The 18647-nt window shown below is 66.1% G+C and carries 12 protein-coding genes; 1 reads left to right on the forward strand and 11 read right to left on the reverse strand.

The window, feature by feature from the left end:
* Positions 1-142: 142 nt before the first annotated feature.
* The 11 genes from P0Y41_RS16865 to P0Y41_RS16915 form a co-directional block, all read right to left on the reverse strand.
* The gene (locus tag P0Y41_RS16865; protein WP_284063597.1) at positions 143-2875 is read right to left on the reverse strand and encodes a COG1361 family protein; all 2733 of its coding nucleotides are present in this window, start codon (positions 2873-2875) and stop codon (positions 143-145) included.
* Positions 2872-3873: a hypothetical protein gene (locus P0Y41_RS16870; RefSeq protein WP_284063598.1), complete on the reverse strand. Its 1002-nt coding sequence runs from the start codon at positions 3871-3873 to the stop codon at positions 2872-2874. The genes P0Y41_RS16865 and P0Y41_RS16870 overlap by 4 nt, the downstream gene beginning before the upstream one ends.
* Positions 3874-3875: 2 nt before the next feature.
* Positions 3876-6758, reverse strand: coding sequence for a carboxypeptidase regulatory-like domain-containing protein (locus tag P0Y41_RS16875; protein ID WP_284063599.1), 2883 nt, complete (start codon positions 6756-6758; stop codon positions 3876-3878).
* Between the two features lie 5 nt (positions 6759-6763).
* A complete protein-coding gene (locus P0Y41_RS16880) occupies positions 6764-7888 on the reverse strand; it encodes an FtsZ/tubulin family protein (RefSeq protein ID WP_345783221.1) in 1125 nt (374 codons plus the stop codon).
* Positions 7889-7961: 73 nt separating this feature from the next.
* Positions 7962-10046 (reverse strand): hypothetical protein, encoded by a 2085-nt coding sequence (locus P0Y41_RS16885; RefSeq protein ID WP_284063601.1) that lies wholly within the window; start codon positions 10044-10046, stop codon positions 7962-7964.
* Complete coding sequence (locus tag P0Y41_RS16890) at positions 10043-11086, reverse strand: hypothetical protein (protein ID WP_284063602.1); 1044 nt, start codon at positions 11084-11086, stop codon at positions 10043-10045. The genes P0Y41_RS16885 and P0Y41_RS16890 overlap by 4 nt, the downstream gene beginning before the upstream one ends.
* Before the next feature lies 1 nt (position 11087).
* Positions 11088-11375, reverse strand: a complete 288-nt coding sequence (locus tag P0Y41_RS16895; protein WP_284063603.1) for a hypothetical protein — start codon at positions 11373-11375, stop codon at positions 11088-11090.
* A complete protein-coding gene (locus P0Y41_RS16900; protein WP_345783222.1) occupies positions 11372-12535 on the reverse strand; it encodes an FtsZ/tubulin family protein in 1164 nt (387 codons plus the stop codon). Before P0Y41_RS16900 ends, P0Y41_RS16895 begins: the two co-directional genes overlap by 4 nt.
* A gap of 80 nt (positions 12536-12615) precedes the next feature.
* Positions 12616-14106, reverse strand: a complete 1491-nt coding sequence (locus P0Y41_RS16905; protein ID WP_284063605.1) for a hypothetical protein — start codon at positions 14104-14106, stop codon at positions 12616-12618.
* Positions 14107-14109: 3 nt separating this feature from the next.
* Complete coding sequence (locus P0Y41_RS16910; RefSeq protein WP_284063606.1) at positions 14110-15732, reverse strand: FtsZ/tubulin family protein; 1623 nt, start codon at positions 15730-15732, stop codon at positions 14110-14112.
* Positions 15733-15754: 22 nt separating this feature from the next.
* On the reverse strand, positions 15755-17671 hold the full coding sequence (locus P0Y41_RS16915; protein WP_284063607.1) for a hypothetical protein: 1917 nt from the start codon (positions 17669-17671) through the stop codon (positions 15755-15757).
* Between the two features lie 330 nt (positions 17672-18001).
* Here P0Y41_RS16915 and P0Y41_RS16920 point away from each other — a divergent pair, with 330 nt between their 5' ends.
* Positions 18002-18640: a nitrous oxide reductase accessory protein NosL gene (locus P0Y41_RS16920; RefSeq protein ID WP_284063608.1), complete on the forward strand. Its 639-nt coding sequence runs from the start codon at positions 18002-18004 to the stop codon at positions 18638-18640.
* Positions 18641-18647 lie beyond the last annotated feature (7 nt).

The raw sequence follows: 18647 nt of genomic DNA on the forward strand, positions 1-18647 counted from the left end.
GCGGACGGTTCGACAGTTCTCAGCCGGTATCGTCGAGTGTCTTGAACCAGTTCAGACGGCGTACACTCACACCGTCGAACGATCCTGGGTCGAGTGAAGGCTGCGATTGCGGGTCAGATGTGACGATGCACCCGTGAGTTCCTCACGTAGACATCTGTGTGAGGAACTCTCCCGTCGTGGCCGCTTCGGCGTCCTGCACGTACGCGTACGTGCGGAAGGCGACGCGCACGAGCACCAACACAACGACGAGTCCATAGGCTCCGATCGCTCCGAAGAGCCCGTATCGACTGATCGTCAGGCGTTCTTCGACTGTCGCCGCACGGTCGGCGGCTGTGCTCGCCTCGTCGGTCGCCCCGGCCCGCTCGAACCCCTCGACCGAGTCGTCGTACCGACTGTTGATCTGGTCGACCTCTTGGAGCACCGTGTCCGTGCGCGCGGGATTGAACACGAGCGGATAACCGGCGAGCACGAGGGTCGCGTTCGAACGGTATCCCGCGTACGCGGAGTCAGCCGTCGCACGGTCACTTGCAGCGTCGTCGACGAGCGACCGGTAACGCGCCGACGCGTCTTCGTAGCTGGACTGATGTCGCCGTTCGGCCTCCTCGTCGCCGGTGTAATCGGCGAGTTGCATTAGCGCCCGGTGTGCCTCCGCCGACTCGATCGCCGATTCGTTCGCCTCGGCGACACCGGTGTAGTGCTCACGTTGGGTAGATGCGGTGGCCTCGAACGCTGAATCGGCCGCCGCGACGCCGCCCTGTGCGGTCGACCGAAGCTCGGGCTGCTCCAGCGACCCGGCGTACTGTCGCATCAGGTCCCGGGCGACTGCCGCCCTCGCGAGCGATCGCTGTGCCTGTGCGTAGCTTCCGTTTTCCTGTGCCGCCCGAGCGGTGTCGATCGAGTCGACGAACAGCAACGTCGCCCGTCCCGCGGCGAGTCCTCGCGAGAGGTCAGAGCCGGGAACGTCGGCGTCACCGCGGAGGCGCTCCTCCATCGACAGGAGCATGTCGTTCATCGGTCCGGCCGTGTCGGCTTTCCACTGCTCCTCTGAGTCGTACGCGCCGAGTGGTTCCGTGATACGATCGAAGCTGTACGGCTTCGCCGCCGCGGTCACGGTGACCGTCTGCGTCTCGACGCCGTCACCGGAAATTCGGAAGCGCCAGCGATACTGCTGGTACAGTTCCGCCTGCGTATCGAACTGCAACGCGACGACCATCGGCTTGACCTCTCCAGCCTCGACGGTGCCGCTGGGTCGGCTGACCACCGTGAGCCAGCGGTCCGGTCCGTCCACCTTCTCCACCTGCAGGTTCTCGATCGACTCGAAGCCGAGCCGCTCGGCCACGTCGATCGTCTGTGTGCGGTTCTCGGTGATCGTCACGTCGCCGTACGTGACGGAGTCGGCCACCGCTAGGTCGGGTTCCTGTGCGATCGTCACCGTCCGCGTGATCGTCTGTGTGCCGGCGTCTTCCGTCCGAACGGTTATCTCGACGTCGTACTCGCCCTCCGGCGTGTCGTCGTCGGCCGAGAGCGACAGGGTCGCCGACCCGGTCGAGAGGCCGTCGACGGTGTTCGGAAGGTCCGAAACGTCGGCTGTGATGTACTGACTTCCGGACGCCATCGTCGCATCGGCGCTCAAGACGTTCATCTCCAGGTCGCCGGAGTTGACGATGCCGACCTCCTCACTCGCTTGGAACGTCGAGGTCGAAGCTTTGGGTTCGTCGAACGGAATATCCGGGTCGGACGCCTCGACGCGTTCGAGGTTCGCGGGGTAGATCACCCGCCCGGTGACGGTGAACGTGTAGCTGGGCGCGTCCTGCGCCTCGGGCGTCACCCGCACGTCCCACTCCAGGTCCTCGTGTTGGTCCGCGCTGTCGCGGGCGGACATCGTCGCCGAGACGGTGTCGCTGCCGCCCGGGCTCGTGGTGGCGTACTGGAGGTCATCGAAAGAGACGCTGCCGTCCGTCTCCGCGCCGATGACCTCGACGTCGAGCCCGTCGAGGCCCTCGTTCCCGGCGACCTCCTGGATCTGGAAGTCGACAGTGCTGGAGGAGCCAACGAGCACGTCGCCGACGTTCACCTCGTCGTCGGGAACCGAGACGATCGGCGGCTTCACCACATCGACGGAGACGGTCACGTCTCGGGTGTTGCCGAGGTTGTCCTCCAATCTCATCGTGAAGCTGTACGATCCCGCGGACACGTCGTCGTCTGCGGTGACTTGGATCTCCACGTCGCCCTCGTCGTTCGCGTCGATCGTGCCGGGGATCGACTCGGTGTCGACGGAGAAGCCCGAGGGAACGTTCGAGAACGTCGCATCGGAGATCACCATCGCCCCCTCGCCCGTGTTCGGGACGCTCACGTCGAAGGTACTCGACTGCGACTGGCTGTTGGAATCGTCGAAGACCAACGTCGGGTTCCCGGCGTCAGGGAAGCCGAACTCGGGGTACAGTACGTCGACGTACACGTCGAGTCCCTCGGAGTGGGACGCGGCACCCGAGATTTGGGCCGTTCCGGAGTACGTCTGCTCGCTGACTTCTCCGGTCACGATCACATCGTACGTGACCTCGTACTCCGCTCCGGCGACGGCGGTCCAGGAGCTGGAACTCCCGCCGCCACCGCCGCCGGCGTCGATCCGATCCCACGAGTCGAACTCGAAGACGACGTTCCCGTTCGCTCGGCTGATCTCGTCGGTCGCCTGGACCGTTCCGTTCGAGTCAGCCGTGAACGTGAACGAGAGCTCGTCGGTCACCGTCTGATCGGTGAGCGCCGCGTCCGTCTCGACGGTCGTAGAGACGCCGAGGGCCGGCGTCGCCGCGCCGAGCGCGACGACGACCGTCAGCAGGACCGCGAGGAACGGGACTGACCGCGTCCGGCGGCTCATTGGCCCGGCACCTCCACTGGGTCGCGCGGAACGATCTGTCCTACCTTCGAGCCGTCGACATCCTCGGCCCACGTCGCGATCCGCCAACCGAACGCGGCCGCGACGAGTCCGACAATGAGGGCGTACACGAGCGACAGTATCGTCGCGGCCACCGACAGCGAGAACAGCGCGTCGCTGGTCGCGGTCTCGAGCGTGTTCGCACGCTCGCTCTCGGCGTCGAGGCCGTGCTTCTCGGCCAGTTGGACTGCGACGCCAGCGTCGGCTGTCGCAGAGCGCGCGTCGGTGTAGGTGCCGAATACGCCTGGACCGAGCGTCGTCATGGCAGCGACGGGCGACCCGCACGCGTCGCCGCAGTCGTCGACGAACGCGCCGGCGGCGGTTATCGACGACTCCATTCGCTCGCGGTCGGACTCGTAGATCGCTCGAATGCGACTCGCCTCGGCGCTGACGGCCGAATATCGGCTGCTCGCCCCGGCGGCTTCAAACGCCGACGCGGCGCTCTCGAGGTCTTCGAGTTCGTCCGACGTGTCAGTCGCCTCGCGTGATCGCTCATACAACACCTCGCCGCGTTGGCGGTAGAACCGCTCGAGGCCGAGGCGTGCCAACGTCGCGTAGTTGTCGCCGTCCGCCGCTTCGAGCTGATCGATCGCTTGTGCGGTGGCATCGGCTCGCTCGAGGCTCTCATCAGTGCTGTCGTTCTGCGCGGCGCGATAGGCCGCGGAGAACTCCTCGAGCACGGTCACGACCGCGGCCATTCGCTCGCGGTCGGCTTCTGTGAATTCGCCCGTCTGTACGTCTGTGACCGCCTGTCCGCGCATCACCTCGAATTCGCTGTACGTCGACAGCGCCGGCGAGTCCTCGTATTGCCGCAGCTCCGCGAGGAACTCGTCGGCCGTCTCGGCGTCCGTCTGGGTCGCCCCGACGGGTACCGTGCCGACGACGAGCAGGAGACACACGGCGATCGTTGCGATCGGTGGGGTAAGTTGGTCGGATAACATGGTCAGTACATCGTCCTGTTGAGTCGGTCGAGCAGCCGCGGGTGTTCGAACAGTTCCGTCACCGCCTCGACGAATCCAGCGACTGCGAAGACGAACGCGGCGTTGCGCACCTCATCGGACTCTCTCGTCTCGCGTTCGTACTCCCGGAGTTCTTCGAGGACGTCGCCGGCGGGCGAAATGACGTTCACCTCGCTCCGTTGGTCCTCGACGGTCGATTCAGCTTCTGAGAGCCGCGATTTTAATTCCGCTCGCTGGCCCACGCGGTCGGACGCCACAAGATCGAAGAGGTCGTCGAGGTCGTAGTCCGCCCGCCATTCCTCGGAGACCCCTCGCATGTCGGCGCACGCGCTGAAGAGGTCGACGTTGTGTTTCGTGTTCATCGCGTTGTCGACCCCCTCGACGCAGCCGCGCCCAGCCGATACCATCGCGTCGACGACCGGGTCGGGATCGATGCTCGTCTCCGCGAACCGGATGCCCGACTCAGGGACCCGTTCGGCGGCGTCGGCCAACGAGCGTGCGACGCTGGCGTAGTACCCGTGAACGGCTGAGTCGAGTCGCCCGCTCGGGACGAGTTCGTCCGCCTCGCTGCGCAACGCCTCGATTGCTTCCCGCTGTGTCGCCGACAACTGGTACTCGAAGGGCACGTCCAGTGTGACGGCCACCGTGTCGTCCTCTGGGACCGTGACACGCTGTCGTACCTCCTCGAACGGTGCGGCATCGACCGAGCCGACGAGCGTGTACTCGCCCGCCGGAAGGCCGACCGCGTCGCCGCCCTCGTCCGTCGGGTTCGACTGCTGGAGCCGCTCGCGCAGCCACTCGTCGTCGGTGTCCAGACTAACTTCGACCGCGTCGGTCGGATCGCCGCCGATGGCGGTTTCGACTCGGAGCGTCCCGGTCTTCCCGACGACGCGCAGTTCAGACGGGAGGTCGTTCGGGTCGGTCACCCGGCGCGTGTCCGGTTCGTATCGGTCGTGTTCGGCGGTCACTTCTACGGTGGAGGCGGTTACCGGGAGCGTCAGCGACGCCCGCCCGTTCGCGTCGGTCGGCTCGGAGATCCGCTGACCGTCGAACTCGGCGGTCACGGTCGCACCCTCCACCGGCTCTCCCGTCTCGTCGATGACGCTGACGTGTTTCGTCACGGGTTGGAAGCTGAGCGTCAGTCGTTCGTCGAGCAGCTCCGCCGTCTCGGTGACGGTGGCCCCGTTGTAGGAGGCGGTGAACTCGTACGGTTCGGCCTTGAGCGTCCACGTGACGATCCCGCCGTCGACGGCCTCTTCGCGGCCGCCGCCGTTTCGATTCACGCCGCTGGTCGATGCCGACGACTGTCCCGTCGGGCGCGCGGTCAGGTACACCTCCTCGGAGAGCTGCTCGTTCGCGAACCCGTCGGTGATCCGAACTCGCACGTCTCGCGTCTGCTGTGTGGCCGCGGCCGACCCGCCGGCGCCCGAACCGCCGCCCATCGACTGTCCGACGGCGTATCCGACTCCCAACACGAGAAGCACGATCAGCCCAGCACCCAGCCCGAGCGTGAACTGTCCGAAGGGGATGCCTCCCGAGGAGAATGGCAACAGGGACGACTCGTTTCCGGTAGATCCGTTCGCCGTTCCGTTCGTGTCGGGCGATGGATCGGTAGCCGGCTGGAGCGATGACAGCTCACCGCCGTCGCCGACGCTGACGGTCGTCGCCGGCGCGTCGGCAAACGCGACGACCATCCGGTAGGAGCCGGCCGGGTTCAGTTCGGATTCGTTCGGGAGCCCGGACAGTGAGAGCGTCGCGCCGTCGACCGACGCGTCACTCATGACGCTGACCTCACTCGATGTAGCCAGGAGGACGAACGAGACAGCACCACCGCTGAACGGGCCGTCTTCGAGCGACACGCTACGGTTCCCTTCGTTGACGGTCGCGGTGTTCGGATCAGTGTCGTTGTAGGTCGGAGACACCACAGACGACCCCGCAGTTGTGACGTCGACAGCGACGCTGTCGGCGCCAGCGAGGTACTCGTTCTCGACGGTCACCGACGTGACGCCGTCTGTCTCGCGTGCGGACGTGGTGGCTGCGTACTCGCCGTCCGGTCCGGTCGTGGTGAGGTGAACGCCGTATTCAGTGCCGCCGACCAACAGCGGCGACTGGACCGTCACGCGCCCAGGGGACACGAGGACTGTCGCGGGGCGTGCCGCGTCCGCGAGCGACACGTCCGTATTGCCCGAGAGCGACGGGCCGCCGTCGGTAGCCGCGAGCGTCAGGGTCGCCGGCGGGGTCAGTAGCCCGGTAAACGCGTCGTTGCGGTCTATCGTGACAGTACCGTTGTCGAGCGTCGCCGAGAGCGTCGCAGAGCGACCGTCGCCGGCGGCGGTCGCCGCCAGTTGGAACGACGACCCGTCGAGCCCGGCGGTGTCGTTCGTCGCCGTCAGGGTGAGCCGTCCGCTGTCGTCGAAGGACGCGCTCGCTGCGGTGTCGAGGTGCCGGAGGTCGACGCCCTGTTCGGTGAGATAGTCGGTTCCGTTGCCGCCCTCGGCCGAGACCGTGATCGTAGTGTTCGCGAGCGGGAAGTCGGGGAGGTCACCTGACGCGATCCGGTAGCGGTACACGTCGTTCGAGTTCGGATTTTCGGCCGTCGTGGTAACGGTGTCTTCCCCGCCGGACGACTCGAACAGGACGTTCACCGCCGACTCGTTCCCGACGCGCTCGGCATCGAGTTCGAATCGGAGCGCTCCCGAGTCCGCCTGGCTGAGATCACCGGCCGCCGTCACCGTCCCCGACTCAGTCAGCCCGTCGGCCGTACTAGCGCCAGGCGCTGCGACCGTTGCCGCGGCCGTCGCCGGCCCGGCGACGAGTCCGATCGCGAGGAGTGCCACGAGCACCGACTGAAGCGTCTTCGTTCCCATTTCGATCACCTCGCGTTTATCGACACGTAGCGTTCGAGGTTCTCTGACAGGTCGGCGACGTGGGCCTCGGAGATGGCGTCTTCGGGCGTGTTGCCGAGTTGGCGAGCCGCCTCGACGTTCTGCTTGTGGGTTTCGAAGGCGTCCCGCGAGTGATCGAGCAGCGGGTTCAGATCGAACCCGCCGAGCAACACAAGCACGTCGACGTCGTTGCCGCGGGTCTGCTTCGGCGTGAGCGTCGTCATCCCGACGGCGCCGCCGATGTCGTTGTCCCGCTTCCACTCGCCGAACGCCGACTGGATCCCCGTCTCCGTGATGTCGCCCGACTCGATGAGCTGTTCGGGCGCACGAACGACTGCGTACGCCGCCCGCGAGGTCGTCACGTCCATCGGGACGAACGTCTGCTCGGCCGCGCGGTCGAACATCAGTTCGTACTCGAGCATCCGTCCGTTGAGTCCGGTCGCGACGGCGGGCGTGAAGTGGTACGCCCCGATGTTCGACGGCTGGGCGACGTAGTCCTCAACGTCGATGACGCCGCGGGCCTCGCGCCCGGCGCTGATGAACAGGTCGATCGCGGTGACGATCCGGTCGTTGACCGCGTCATAGCTTCCTTGGGTCCCGTCACCGTCGAGGTGTGAGTTACTCGCCAGCAACACCATATCGGCGTTCTGCTGACCGTCGCGTCGCATCAGGAGCCTGGACAGCCCCATCACGGCGTTAAACTGGCGCTGTGCGGGTTCGTCGTAGTACGGCCACGCCGCAAGCGCGACGTGAACGACGCTGTCCATCCACGGCCGGAGGTTCGACGCCTCAGATCCGCCCGACAGTTGCTCGATCAGGTACGGGATCGAGCCGTTGCCGGTGCCGCCGCCGAGCGTCGTCATGTGCATGAACGCGTCGGCACCCGTCATCCGCTCTTGAATGTCGCCAGTGATGAGGTCGATGTCCTCGCGGGCGCACTCTTCGCCCGCGATGAAGTTGTTGCCAACGCCGCGCTTCGAGCCAAACACCGTCGTGTACTCGGAGGTATCGTCGAGTGACGCCCGCTCGATGGTGTTCAGGATGTCCGCGCGGTTCGTGTTCAACAGTGCGATCCTGTCGTCGATTCCGGGATTTTCCTCGCGTGCGAGCAACTCGGCCGCGATCCGGCCGCCGCCCTCCCCCGACGAGATAACCCCCAGCGAGTGAACGTGTCCGCCCGGGACATCAGGCGCTCACCCCGGTCTCGTCGGCGTCGACATCCACGTCGAGTTCGCGCAACGTCGTGCGGATGAGGTCATCTGAAGCCGGTACCGAGAGGAACTTCCGCCGCATTTCGTCGTATGTCATCGTATCGCCGTCACTCAGGTTGTGGGTCGTGATCGTGTCTAGGCGGGACCGGAACTGGTCGTGGTCGTACACGAGGACGCGCCCGTCGTCAAGCGCCGCCTCGTGGCCCTCCTCCTCGGCCCATAGCACGAGCAGACAGGGGACGTACTCGTCGGCAACCGGGATGTCCGACTCCGGCGTGAGGTACTCGTCGGCGGCGAATCCGGTCTCCAACTTCGGCGCCACCGTCGGGAGTTGGCTCCGCACGTCCTCGGCGTTCCCGCCGCAGACGCGTTCACGGAGCCCGACTTCTTCGAGCACGAGTTCGACGGACTCGTCGTCGGCCACTTGGATCGTTTCCGCTTGGTCGGCGAACTCCTCGGTCGGGGTACTCCCCGACACCGTGTACTCTCCGTAGGGGACATCCTCGAACGTCGATTCCGTGGCCACGTACGTGCTCGCCGTCTCGCGTTCATCGACGCCGTCGCCCGATAGCTCGATCACCAGTTCGTGTTCGTCCCCGGTCGAGGTCGCCAACTGCGCAGTGACAGTTACGTCGAACGACTCACCGCCGCCGTCGACGACGACGGCTGGCACCGACGGATCGAACTCGACCTCCGACTCCCCTTCGGCGTATAGTTCGAGGAACGGGGTCGGATCGCGGACCGGGAGGTCGTCGCCGGTCACGCGGCCGTCCGTTCGGATCCCCTCGTCGATCCGGTCTTCGACCATATCGTACGAGTCGGCCACCGACGCTTTCGTCTCTGCAGCCTCGACCGCTTCCGTCAGCTCACCCGCGGCCGCGAGCCACTCCTCGCGGAACGCGTCGAGGTCCTCCGTCTCCCGTAGTCGCGCCTCGAAGTCGGTTGCGACTGCCGGCGGCGCCGTGTAGAAGCCGACCGGCACGTTCGCCTCGCGGATCACCTCGACGTCGGTTTCGAGCTCCGTTTCCAGCGTCGCGACGACGCTCGTGGCCGCGCGACGGACATCCTCACCGACCGCGTCCAGTTCGTCGCTGGCGAGCGCCGAGTCGATGCCCGCGAGCGTCTCGCGCGCCTCTTCAACCGTCCGGAGGTCCTCGTCGGCCGCGTAGCGGTCGACGTCGACGGAGTCGATCGTCGACAGGAGCTTGTCGATGCTCTCGCGATCGGCGGTGAATGCCGCACTCACCTCAGATTCGGCGTCACCCTGGGCGTCTGCGATCGCGGCGCTCGCCCCGTCCCAGTCGGCGTCCTCGATACACTCGCGTGCGGTGTCGAGGTGCGACTCGATCCGCGCGGCGTCGCCGTCGTACTCGTCGACGGTCGCTTCGATGCGGTCGACTGCGTCCTCGAACACTCCCGCGGCTTCCTCGCGTGCCGTCGAGACGGCCCGCTCCGTCTCCTCGGGAGTCGCGCCGGCGGGCACGTTGTCCGACGTCATCGAGATCGGCACCCCGGTACCGTCGAGGACGGACTCGTTCACCGAGCGCGCCCCCTGCCGGGCGTGTTCGATCTGCGACCGTCCGAACTCCGCGAACGATTCGTCGCGGTCGTCGGCAAACGCGCTCACGTCCGCTTGGAGCTTGTCGAACTCCTGGACCCGGCCGGGCGAATCGACCGAGATCGTCGCCGCCGAGACGTCGACCGCGACGCCGGCGTCCGCGAAATCGTCGGCGATCTGGCGTGCCCGCGTTTCGAGTTCCCCGGGTTCCCATCGGTCATGGGTAGCCGTGAGCCCGTTGTACGTCGTCAACTCGGTTCGAAACGCCTCGGCGGCCGCGCGGGCGGCTTCCTGTACGAAATCGCCTTGGCTCGTGTTGTCGCGCGTGAGCACCCCGCGGACGTACAGTCCGATAGACGCGACGACCGCCAGAGGCGCGCCGACGCCGATGACGTACACCCCGATCTGTGAGCCGAAATAGAGGAACGAAACCAGACCCACGAGTGCGGTCGCGAGAACGATACCACCGATTCCGAGTGCTGCCTTGTACTGTCGCTTCATAGAATCACCGCCAGGAGGTCACCGCCGCCGAGGACCGCGCCGGCCGCCGCCGTGAGCAGCGCCACCGCGCCGACGGCCAGCGGAACCGCGATCTGCTTCGGGCTGTACTGGGTTGCCGTCGAGACACCGCGGTCGATCTCGATTTTCTCTAACGTCCGTCGGGCGAGGAAGTATCCCAGGCCCCCGCCGACGACAAGTCCGCCGACCAGCGAGCCGACGAGGACAAGCCGGACGGTGTTTGCCGCGCGTTCCCCGCGCTGTTCGAGCGCGACGAGATACGCCTGCAGGTTCTCGCGAGTCGTCTCGCGGGTGGCCGAGCGCGATGTTCTGACGCCGTCGATCACCGTCCGCGCGTCCTCGGCATCGCCCGACTCGGCGGCAGCGAACGTCGCCCGTTCGAGCTGCTGGCCGGCGGTCGTTAGGTTGGCTTCCTCGATGGTCGCCAGTCGGTCGGCCGGGTCGGTCTCGAGCGCGTTGTCGTCTTCGGCCGCCGCTGCGAGCGCTGCCGAGGCGTTTCTCATGGCCGAGCGCCGAGTCTCGAAGGTCTCGTTCGCATTCCGGTACGCCTCCAAATCCGACTGAGAGCCGAACTGGAGGGTAACTGGCTCGCCGTCAACAGTTGTAGTGGTCGCGTACCCCTGCTGGATACCGATCGTCGGTCCGCCAAGGTCTGCCTTCTGCGTGACCGCATCCGCGAGTGCGACCGAGTCTGCGTCGGCAGTGGCGCGGACGACGACGCTCTCCTCACGCTCCGTCTGAACGTCGATACCCTGTACTGCGCCCGCGTCGAAGCCCCAGGCCACGTCGTACGGCTCGGGCTCGCCGCTGGAACAGACGTACAGCGTCAGCGTCGTCTCCGGGTACACCGTCGCGTCTCCGACGCGGTCGTCAGTGTCGTAGTAGGCTACGAGCCGGTTGTCATCAACGCCCGCACACGGTGCGTTCGGGCTCGCGGCCGCCGCGGCGCCGGCAGGTCCGACTGCGAGCGCGACCGCGAGGAGCGCTACCGTGAGCGCGACGCCAGTTCGCGTGCGGGTCATCTCAGCGCATCCCCCGGTTCCGGTACGCGAACACCGCACCGCCGATGGCGCCGACCCCGACGCCGAGGCCGCCGCCGAGAAGCGCCGGCGAGAGGGGAAGCGACGCCATGGATACCGCGGCGTTCGTCTCCTCGTGCTGACTTGTGATCTCGTCGGTGAGCGTTGCGATCGTCGGAGTGTCATCGGCGGACTCTTGGGCGAGGCCAGGCGCCGCGAACACGCCGCCAAGCAGGATCAGTCCGACCGCGAGAAGCAGTGCGACGCCGCGCGTACTGTCGACTCCCTTCACGGCGTCACCCCCGCCGCGTGCTCGGCTGCGAGGTCTTCGATCTCCGACAGCCGAGAGATGTCCTCACGAGCGAACGTCAACAGCGTCGTGAACGACGCGAGGTTCCGCTTCGTTAGCGTCATCCCGATGTTGACCTCTGGGCAGTACGAATCGAGCAGTCCCCGGATCACCGACACCTGGATCCGGTAGTCATCGTCGACCAGGTACGGCGCCGGCGCTCGAACCTGCCCGATCGCTTTGACCGCGTCCGCTGGACTCACGTCCTCGACGCTACGCTTCGAGACGGCCAGTCGAGAGAGCGTCGCCCCGTCGACCGATTTGCGCCCGATGAACGGAAGGAGATAGCCGGGGAGCGAGCGCGTCATCGTGACCGATCGGCCGAGCGTCGCGTAGCCGACATCACCGTCGTCGAGCGTGAGTGACGTGACCACGTCCTGCAGGTCGATGACAGGTGCGTCGAGATCGTCGTACTCGCCGGGGTTGATCCGCTCGAGGATCGGCCCGGAGATGAGGTCGACGATGGCCGAGGCCGCGTAGTCGTTGTACTCGTTGAACCGCCCCTCTGCGGCGTCCTCGTACGCGAGCCGCTGGTTATCGATGAGGATCACGCCGTCGACGTGCTCCTCGAGACGGTCGAGCCCGTAGATCGCGTTGGTCGCCTGTCGCGTGGCACTGGGCCCGTCATCGCCCGTCACTTGGCCCGCGGTGTTCGGCAGCACCGCGACGGCGATGATGTCAGTCGAGGACCCGCCGTACTCGCGGATCGCCTCCGCGAGATGCGGTGCGATCCCGCAGCCGGTGCCCCCACCCAACCCGAGGAACAGGAACGCGAACGGCGGTGAGCCGTCGCCGAACCGCTCTTCGTAGGCGTCGACCAGCTGCGGCTGCTGGCCGGCGAGTGCGGCGTCAGCCTTCTCCGGGTCCCGGCCGAATCCGCCGGTCACCTCTTCTTCGAACCCAGCCGTCGTGCCGGGCACGAGTCCGCTCCCCTCTGAGACACCATACCACGCCTCCCGTTCGATATTCGAGAGGTTTTGGAGGTCCCGTATCGTCGAATTGAACGCGATTGGCGTGGCCAGCTGGGCGACCCGCTGATGACTGAACACCGAATCCACCAGCGAACACCCGGCCTGACCAGCGCCGACAAAGAGATATGGCATTGTCTACCTGTGTCTGACTTTTGGTAACGTCGACATAACTCTACCGTCACCTGTACACATTGCGATAACTGGAGTCGTGATCACCCGCGGAGTTGTCTGAGCATCACGCTGTACTCGTTCCGTTCGTACAGCGCCTCGACATGGTCGAGCAGGTCGTCGGTCGCCGTGGCGATCCCCTCAGCACGTGCCCGCTCGCCAGCCATGAGTGACTCGCGTGCGCGCTCTTCTAACGACTCCGTCAGCGACACGAAAAACATCGGGATGCTGTGGTTGTGGTCGGTCCGCGAGTCGACGTACCGCGTTCTGATCTCTTGTCTGCGTTCTTCCAACGCGTCGACAGCTGCACTAGCGTCGTCGGCCACCGTCCCCTCGGGTGCACTATCAGCGGTCGGTCCGTCCGTCTCTGCGGTGCTATCGGCCGTTCCCGATTCGAGCACCGGGACCAGATCGCGTTCGTAGAAGGCGACCTCCTCACGGATCGCGTACGGGACCACCGTGTTGCTTTCGTCCGCGCGCTCCAGCATGGCGTCGAGCCGGTCGGCGCGGTTGTCGAGCGCGTCTGCGACGGGGCCGTCGATTCCGGACACTGTCTCCCCGAGTGACTGGACCCGGGCCGACACGTCGGCGGGGTCGACGTCGACGGTGAGGTTACGCACCGTTGCGGCCTCGTTGAGCGCATCGACGCCCGCACGGAGCGCGTCGGCGACCTGCTCGGTGTCGTCGCTGGCGACGCCGTCGAGCAGATCCCGCGCCGGCTCGCACTCGGCACGATTGGTACCGCGGACGCGACGCGCCGCCTCCGCACCCGGCGCGTCAGCGGCGGAATCGGAGTCGGAGTCCGCGGCGGCCTCCGCGAGGTGCTCGATCCGATCGACCAGCGTCGCATCCCGTTCAGGGGTGGGGGAATCGGTGCGCTCGAGCGCGCGGTCGACGGCGACACGCGCATCCTCGATCTCCGTCGCCGCCGTCTCGTCGCCCCGGTCGCCCGCGGCTTCCGCCAGACGGGCCACGTCGGCGGCGAGGTCGTCGTCGACGCCAGTCAGTCGACCGGCAGTCCGATCCGGGTCACCGGGTTCGAGCGCGCGGTCGATATCGTCGGTCGCCTCAAGGCGCTCAACGGCGGCCGCTATCGCCTCTCGGAGCGCCCCTTCTCCCGTGGCCGACGGCGTCGCGAGCGCATCGAGCAGCGCCGCGGATCGATGCCCCGTCGGTCGCTTCGATCGCGACACGTCCTCTGCGACGGAGGCGACGACGCCGTCGTCCTCGGATCCGCCCGCGGCGTGACTCTCCGAGGCGGTGCGATCGATGCTGAGCTGCCCTCGATCGACCAGCGTCGCAAGCTCCCGCGCCTTTGCGGCGGGCGGGGCGTCGTTCTCGACGCGGCCGTCAGGGCCGGCGATATCGGCGGCCGCCGCCAAGCGGTCCATCGACTCCGCGAGTTCGTCGAGCGTCCGTTTTACGTCGCCCTCGGTCGGGCGGGAGCCGAGACGATCGGCGATCGCCTCGATATCCGGGTCGTCGGAGCCGCCGAACAGGCCCATGAACACGGCCGCAATAGGTGGTCCCGACATGGGTCACAGCATGTTGGACCGGCCGAGGCAGTCGAACAGCGGCTGCACCTCGTTCCACACGTCGCGGATGTCCTCCGCCTGCACGCTCTGGCCCTCGTCCTTCAGGCGCTTGGCGTGCTCGTACATTGACTCCAGCGACGGCATTCGGGGGTTCCACAGCGTCCCCCACATGAACACGTCGTCGAGGTACGGGATGACGAGCTGGTTCACCTGCACGTCCACGGTTTCGACGCCCGAACGAGTGCCGGCGTCGAGGAACTCCTCGCCGTTGAGGATTTCCTGGAGCGTCCCGTCGGTGACGTACTCGGAGATGTCCGACATCTGCTCCTCCGGCCCGTAGATCATGAAGTTGCCGCCCCACGCCGTCGAGGGATCGAAGTCCGCGAGCCGGTTTTGCAACAGCGTGTTACGCGCGAGCAGTTCGAGGCTGGACTCCGAGATGTCGTCCGAACGGAGGCGTCCCAGCGCGGGCGCGAGCACGACCGCCGGGCGTTCCTCGGGCGCCATGTCGTGCGGGTACTTGTCTTCGACCAACCGGAAGCTGTCGGCCACGTCGAAGACGCTCCCGCGGATGCTCATCGTCGCATCGCGGTCAGTGAGCTGCGGCGTCGAGGACATGGTAAACGCTTCGAGAAACGCCACGAGCGGCTTATTGAGGTCCGAGAACTCGGGCGGGTTGTACCGGTCGATTCCCTCGATCCGCGGGTGGATGTCGGTGCTCGCTTGGCGGAGGTGGTCGTTGTTGAACGGGATGATCGCGTCGGCCGACCGCGAGATGCGCGACAGGCCGATCACGCCGTTCGTCTTCGCGCGGCCGCCGACGGCGGACTGTTGACCCCCTTCCGACGGGATGACGACCGAGCTGAGAATCGCCTGGTCGATGACGAGGCCCGACTCTTGGACCTCCTCTCGGAGCTTCTCGGCGATGACCGGCGTCGCGCCGCACCCGGTTCCTTTCGTGACGCTGTGGACGAGCATCACCGCTTGCGCGTCGCGGATGTCCTGACTCGTCATGTCCCAGCGGTCGCGGAAGGGGTTGCTTCCGTCGGCGAAATCGGCCTCGGCAACCTTCGCGCCGTTGCTCCATCGGTATCCCATCCCGCTGTACCCGTGTTTGCCGAACCCGATGATCGAGTTCGACAGCAGGTCGTTTCGGGAGTACTCTTTCAGCTCCTTCGTGTAGTAAGTCTGTTCCAACTCTGCGATGTTGGTGTTGAGCAGGCCGTAGCCCGCGAGCCCGCCCTGCCAGATTCGGGCGCGGTCCTCGTGGTTGCGCGCGAGCGTGTCGCGGCGCATCAACACGGCGTCGACGATGTTGTTCCCCGCGCCGCCGATCCCGATCAGGAACCACTTGCGACCGTACATCTCGCCGTCGTCGTCCATCGATACCGGGCCGAGGTCATCGGCGCCGCCCGGGTCACCCGGAGCGTCACCGCCCGAGGGATCGGGGCCGTCGGCGTCGGCGACCGCGTCCGCGCCGTCCTCGAACAGGCCCGCGAACCGGTCACCGTAGATGGCTCGGACCGATGGCTGCGCGTCACCGTGAGCGTGCAGCAGGTGTTCTTCGATGGTATCTGTCTCCCAGTCCGCCGGTTCGGTGTAACATATCTCGCAAGATTCGGTCATTTTGTATACTCAGTGGATACGGTTACGTGTACTTTTCGCGGAAGCGCCGGTGCGCCGTCGACATGGATCGCTCGATCGACGCCCCGTCCGCGGGCGTGAACTCGATGAACCCGGGCGGTTCGGGGCTCTGTAAGTCGACGGCCTCGAACAGATCGGACTGCCGCCCGGCGAATCGCTCGACGTTGACGAGCACGTCCGGCGTCGCGACCGCCTCCGGGAGGTCTTCGAGCCGGAACTGGACGATCCGGTCGTCGCCGTCGGCGGCACGCTCGAACTCGCGGAACGCGTACAACACGCCGTCGACGACCTCCTCCGGCGAGGCGACGCGAACCGACTCTCGCCCCGAACCGGTCCCGACAGTGTCGGGCTCGTTCGATGGACCGTCGCGATCGCCGGTGTCGCCCGAATCGAGGTCGTTCACAGCGTCTACTTCGGTTGATGATTCCGACTCGCCTGCGACCGCGTCGTACGTGAACGTGATTCGACCGCCGGCAGCGTCGATAGTCGCGTCGACGCCGTCGTACCCGGCCCTGATGGCGGGAAGGATCGCCTCGAGGTATCCGTCGGGTATCTCCGTTGGGATCGAAACGGTGGCGTGACGAGCGTCGATCGTCGCCTCCAGTGTCGACACCAACTCGGCCGTCGTGACGAGCGTCGCCGCCTGCGTGGCGGCGTCCTCGGCGGTCGACAGCGCGTCTTCGAACTGGCAGTCGTGCAGGGATTCGCGCGCGCTATCGAGTTTCGATCGGACGTCGCGTGCGCCGACGAGATCGGGGTCGCGTCCGGCGAGCAACACCTCGTCGATCCGATCTCGGAAGGGAACATCCATCGCTCCGATCTGTTCGTCGAGCGTGTCGAGGCGGGCCTCGGTCGTCGAAATCGCTTCGACGACTGGCGCCTCCCGCTCGCGGACGTGCGCTCGGACACGCTGCCGGTGCGCGTCGACCGCCTCGACCGCCGCGGCGACGGCGCCAAACGAGTTGGCTGTCCGCGTCAGCGACTCGAGTTCCTCGTCGACGTGATCGAGGTGGACTGCGTCCGCACCGCCTGGGATCGACACCTCGCGGTGCTTCGTCGGGAGGTTGACTGTTCGGTAGCGGTCGCCGTATTCGGAGCTGACGATGAACTCACCGTATTCAGTTCGGATACCGCTGGCGAGCGCCTGCCGGAGGCGCTCGGTGAGCTCTTCGATTCGGGCGTCCGGATCGACGCCGTCGATCTCCGACTCGACGCCGGCACGGGCTGCCTGGGCCGCCTCGCCGTCGGACATCGACCGGATCTCGGCGATGTCTTCGTCAATCCCGTCCAGGCGAGCGCGGAACTCATCGGCTCCCTCTCGAACGTCGCGAACGCCGCCGGGAGCGACGTTCGAGAGCGTTTCGAGCCCCTCGAATCGCGTGTCGAAATCGGTGTTGAACGCGGACCGGCGATTCGCGAGGTCAGCCTCCAGCCGTCCGAGGTCGTCGCCGGTCTCCTCGAGTACTACCTCATTCCACGGGTACGTCCCGACAGCGACCAACTGTAGCGCGGCCGCGCACACCGGAACAGCGTAGAACGCACCGAGCTGGACGAGCGGGATATCAGCCGAAGTCAGCGGTGCGTACACGCCGAAAAACAGCGCGAAGAACAACACCGACGAGAGCGTGGCTGCCCCGTAGGCAGCCTCTCTGTGTTCGACGACCAGCATCGCTGCTCCCTGCGCGGCCCACGCAAGCGCGATAAGCAGGAACAACCCCATTACGACCGCCGAACTGTTCTTGAAAACCACCGCCGCCTCGAACAGCACCGGGATAGACAACACCGGCTCGGCGATGGGCGTGAGTCCCGCAGAGCTCGACGTGTAGCCGAACAGCGCCAACAGTGTTTGCACGAGCGCGATCACGAGGGGAACGCCCGCCGCTCCCCAGGCGATCGTTTGTCCGTGCGCGGTTCTAGGCATATACTACCAGCCACACACGGGCACACGTATAAAACAGTTGACCGTATTTTTCGGATCTGAGAGTTGAGAGAAAACTGAGTCTCTGCGGAGTGCTCATCGGGAGCGGCCGTTATTGGTCGAAATAGGCGTCTCCTACCAGTCAGACACGGACCGTTGGTTACCGAGACCGAGCCAATCATGATCACTGGCCCAGTTTTTCTCGTGACACCTTCTCCGTTCAAAATGGAGCCTGTCCGTGCCGAGTTAGAAGTGCGAGATGCACACTGCTCAGCGGGAAAGTTGTCGTACGCCAACCGTCGCGCTTTCATTGACCGGTACCAAGGTGCAGGTATGGTCTCACGCAACTCGGCGGGCGACGGAGATAACTTGGGTGAGGAACGAACCCACGAATCTCTTTCCGACGGGAGCGTCTCCCGCCGAACCGTCCTCTCGGGCGCGGTTGCAGCCGGAGTCGTCTCGATTGCTGGCTGTGCGGGGACAGGGGGCGGTGGCGCCGATTCCGCTCCCGACGCAGTGACACTCTCGGAGGACGCGACGTGCGACGTGTGTGGAATGGTCATATCGAAGCATCCGGGTCCGAGTAGCGAGGCGTTCTACGAGGACCAGGAACCGAACGGACATGCGAACCCGGCACGCTTCGACAGTACGTGGGAGGCGTTCCAGTTCGACTACGAGCGCGAAGGCTGGACTCGTACGTCATTTTACGTCACCGACTACTCGGCGGTCGACTATGAAATCCGAACTGACGGTGACCAGCAGCTCATCTCCCGGCACGTCGAGGCGTCGACGTTCGTATCCGCCGACTCGGTCACGTTCGTGGCCGATTCGGCTGTCGTCGGGACTATGGGAGCCGATCTCATCGGATTCTCCGAGCAAGCAGACGCGGAGGCGTTCCGATCGGAATACGGTGGCGAGTTGGTTACTGCTGACGAGGTGACGAAAACTCTGATCGGTCAACTTGGGAAGTAGAGACCCG

Source organism: Halobaculum halobium (assembly GCF_030127145.1).
Lineage (GTDB): Archaea > Halobacteriota > Halobacteria > Halobacteriales > Haloferacaceae > Halobaculum > Halobaculum halobium.